The organism is Nitrosomonas oligotropha (genome assembly GCF_900106555.1).
Classification (GTDB): domain Bacteria; phylum Pseudomonadota; class Gammaproteobacteria; order Burkholderiales; family Nitrosomonadaceae; genus Nitrosomonas; species Nitrosomonas oligotropha_A.
In genome coordinates this window covers 110,276-113,432 of the sequence record NZ_FNOE01000008.1, presented here as the reverse complement: position 1 = coordinate 113,432, position 3,157 = coordinate 110,276, and the positions used below count along the sequence as shown (strand labels likewise).

The following is a 3,157-nucleotide window of genomic DNA, read 5'->3' as shown; positions in this document are numbered from 1 at the left end:
ATCAGCTTACAGGCTTAAGATTGGTACACTTTTATTCCGCGATTGCGACGAAATTTAGCGCGCCTCAGTGGTACATTTTTACACCGCTATTTATACTACGGACTGATACAGGCATTGCGCGCGCAAAAAAAGGATGATCAGGCAAGGCTTATCGAAGCGCGCTTCAAAAAAGCTTGGGAGCGTGCAGATGTCACCCTGCAGGCATCCCGCTTCGGGCGCCCGTTACGCTGAGCAAGCACATAGCCAAATGGTTCTGGCAACACTCAATCTCCAGCGCGGCTACTACTAGCTTGGATGAACTCGGCGAACCCAGCAAGAAAACTTCGGAGTTGCTCATGTGCTGCCCATCGTCGAAGCACTTAGATTGTGTTAACAGGCCCTAATCAAATCTTGTGACGACACTGTCTAGGAAGTTAAGCTTTACATATTAAATGATTATCATTATCATCTTTCTTGATTCGTAAATTTACCAGAATAATTTCATTTCATTTCATTTCATTTCATTTCATTTCATTTCATTTCATTTCATTTCATTTCATTTAATTAGATCTGCACCGTTGAGTAATTTTTATCTTTGCTTAACAGTAGAGAAATAACCTTCTAGCCAGCCAACAAACTTACATTACTTGCCAGCCAGCTATCACATCAATCATTTGGAGATAGCATTATGGTTGGAAGAAATAAATTTAAGGGTTTGGTTAAAATATCATATTGTTGGTCAATCATTGATGGCACGCGCAAGATACCGTCTCATGTCATCAGTCTACCTTGCTCTGCATTAACGCTCGTCTTAATTCCTGATTGACTGATTTATTATTATGAATTCAGAAGACGAGTGGTTTTCGCAAGTCGATATGTTGTTTATTGCGCATCGAACACGACTGCGGCGAGCCGCATTTAAGATTTTGGGGGATTGGGATCGTGCCGACGATGTGATCCATGACGCTTATCTCAAGATTCGTGACTGTCCCGATAACAAATTGGAAGTGAAGCAACCGATTGCCTATTTATTTCAGACTGTGCGTAATATGGCGATTGATCAATACCGTCGCGCCGTGTTTGAGTTGGATCTGTTTGACAGTGAAGAAGAAGGTCTTTTAGTGCCTGACAAGCTACGGACGCCGGATATCTATTTGATGCACTATCAGAGTTTGGATCTAATAGTGGCGGCATTAAACGAGCTTCCGGAGAGAACCCGCAGGATATTTGAACTTTATCGCCTTGAAGGATACACGCAACGTATGATTGCGGAAGAGCTTCAAATATCTGTTTCTCTGGTAAATATTCTGATTCATGCCGCTATTCACCATTGCAAAGAGGCTTTATCCAGTAGGTCATAGCGCAACTCCAAACTTAAAGTTTTATAGAATTCTTGGATTTTTCCTGAATTGGTTCGTCTAGTGAAATAAGAAGCATTCTTATTCTCATTGATGTAATGATTGAATCTAATTGATAAGGAAATAGCAATGACGAGTTGTTTTGATCGCGACGATGGTGTGTTCCGGGTATTGGTCAATTACGAGGAACAATATTCACTGTGGCCGGAATGGAAAGCGATTCCAGGTGGTTGGCGGGACACCGGTTTTCTGGGTGATAAAAAAGCCTGCCTGAGTCATATTGAAGATGTTTGGACCGACATGCGTCCGCTCAGTCTGCGGCAATTCATGGACAATGCATCATAAGCGGGTATCGGTATGTCTCGCCATTTTGTGCTCTATTGTTTGCCGTGTGCAGGTGCCAGCGCCACGATGTACCTGCGTTGGAAAAGATTGTTACCTTCATGGATAGAAGTAATTCCAGTGGAATTACCGGGTCACGGTAGCCGTTTGGGTGAGAGCCCGCAGGAAGATTACCGCATGCTGGTGGATATCCTGAGTCAGGAAATTGCATTAACGCTACCAGAAAGCTACGCGCTTTTCGGTCATAGCATGGGAGCGTTGCTGGCTCATGGAATCACGCGAGAATTGCATCGACTGAAAGCTCGCTTGCCTGACGCGCTGATGGTATCCGGTTGCGCGGCTCCGGCACGGCAGGATAGTCAGCGCTATCACAAAATCTGCACGGAAGCTGCGTTGATCGCAGACTTGAGTAAGCAAGGCGGAACACCTGAAGCAGTATTCAACAGTCCGGAATTGCTGGCCATGACATTGCAATTGCTGCGGATCGATTACCGCGTATGCGGTAGTTTTCAGTATACGAGGCATGATCCTCTTCCTGTTCCGATTCATTGTTTCGGTGGCAGATCGGATACGATCGGCGCGGACAACCTAAGCTTATGGCAGCAGGAAAGCAGTCGAATGTTTACACTCGATTGGTTCGACGGCGGACATTTCTTTCTGCGGCAATCGGAAGAGTGGTTCATCCATGTGCTAAAAAAACGATTGCTTGAAAGCCAAAAAGGGGTGATGTGTGACATCGTTGCAACAGCTTGAAGCAGTGCCGGAGAATATCGATGCATGGTTGCTCGAATTCGCATTTACCTCAACACAATTGGCGCACGATTGGCCAATTCTTAGCGCAAAGGAACAGTCCCGGGCGCGTGGTTTTTATCACTATCAAGACCGGATCCGCTTCGTGTCAGCGCGTGCGGCATTGAAGCGTTTGCTGGCCGAGCGTGTCGGAACCTTGCCTGATCGGTTAAACATCTCAATCACCGCGTCCGGTAAGCCATATCTGGCACAGCATGCCGAAATTCAATTCAATCTTTCTCATGCCGGCAGTTTTGCGCTGATTGCCATGTCGTCAGCGGGCAAGATCGGAATTGACATTGAACGGTGCGATCGCGATATCACCGGGCTAATTCATTATGTGCTGTCTCCGCTTGAGCACGCTCGGGCATGTTGGCCGGAAAAACGATTCATCGATCTGTGGGTAGCGAAGGAAGCGGTGTTGAAAGCTCTGGGATTGGGAATAGCGGAAAACCTGCAAGATATTTCCGTGTTGCCGGTACCCGGCAGTCATTATCGCATCGCGCATGAACACTCGGATTGGGGAATCATTCGAGCCTGGCCAATCGAAGCTCCGAAAGATTACGCTGCGGCGCTGGCTTTGATTCACTAATCCGCGATGGCAACTATAAAACAAGGCGCTTCTAACATCTCCATATTCGAAGATATGGATCATTTCCTATCAATAGGGCAACTCCAGAAAAATTGTT

4 protein-coding genes are annotated in these 3,157 nt (G+C 46.2%); all 4 read left to right on the top strand.

All coding sequences use genetic code 11. From position 1 onward, the window contains the following. Positions 1-818: 818 nt before the first annotated feature. Positions 819-1,340 (top strand): sigma-70 family RNA polymerase sigma factor, encoded by a 522-nt coding sequence (locus BLU57_RS06545; RefSeq protein ID WP_090318094.1) that lies wholly within the window; start codon positions 819-821, stop codon positions 1,338-1,340. A gap of 126 nt (positions 1,341-1,466) precedes the next feature. Then, the gene (locus tag BLU57_RS06540) at positions 1,467-1,682 is read left to right on the top strand and encodes an MbtH family protein (protein WP_090318091.1); all 216 of its coding nucleotides are present in this window, start codon (positions 1,467-1,469) and stop codon (positions 1,680-1,682) included. Positions 1,683-1,694: 12 nt separating this feature from the next. Beyond that, a complete protein-coding gene (locus BLU57_RS06535) occupies positions 1,695-2,432 on the top strand; it encodes a thioesterase II family protein (protein ID WP_090318088.1) in 738 nt (245 codons plus the stop codon). Next, complete coding sequence (locus tag BLU57_RS06530) at positions 2,410-3,060, top strand: 4'-phosphopantetheinyl transferase family protein (RefSeq protein WP_121167167.1); 651 nt, start codon at positions 2,410-2,412, stop codon at positions 3,058-3,060. The genes BLU57_RS06535 and BLU57_RS06530 overlap by 23 nt, the downstream gene beginning before the upstream one ends. Positions 3,061-3,157: the final 97 nt, after the last annotated feature.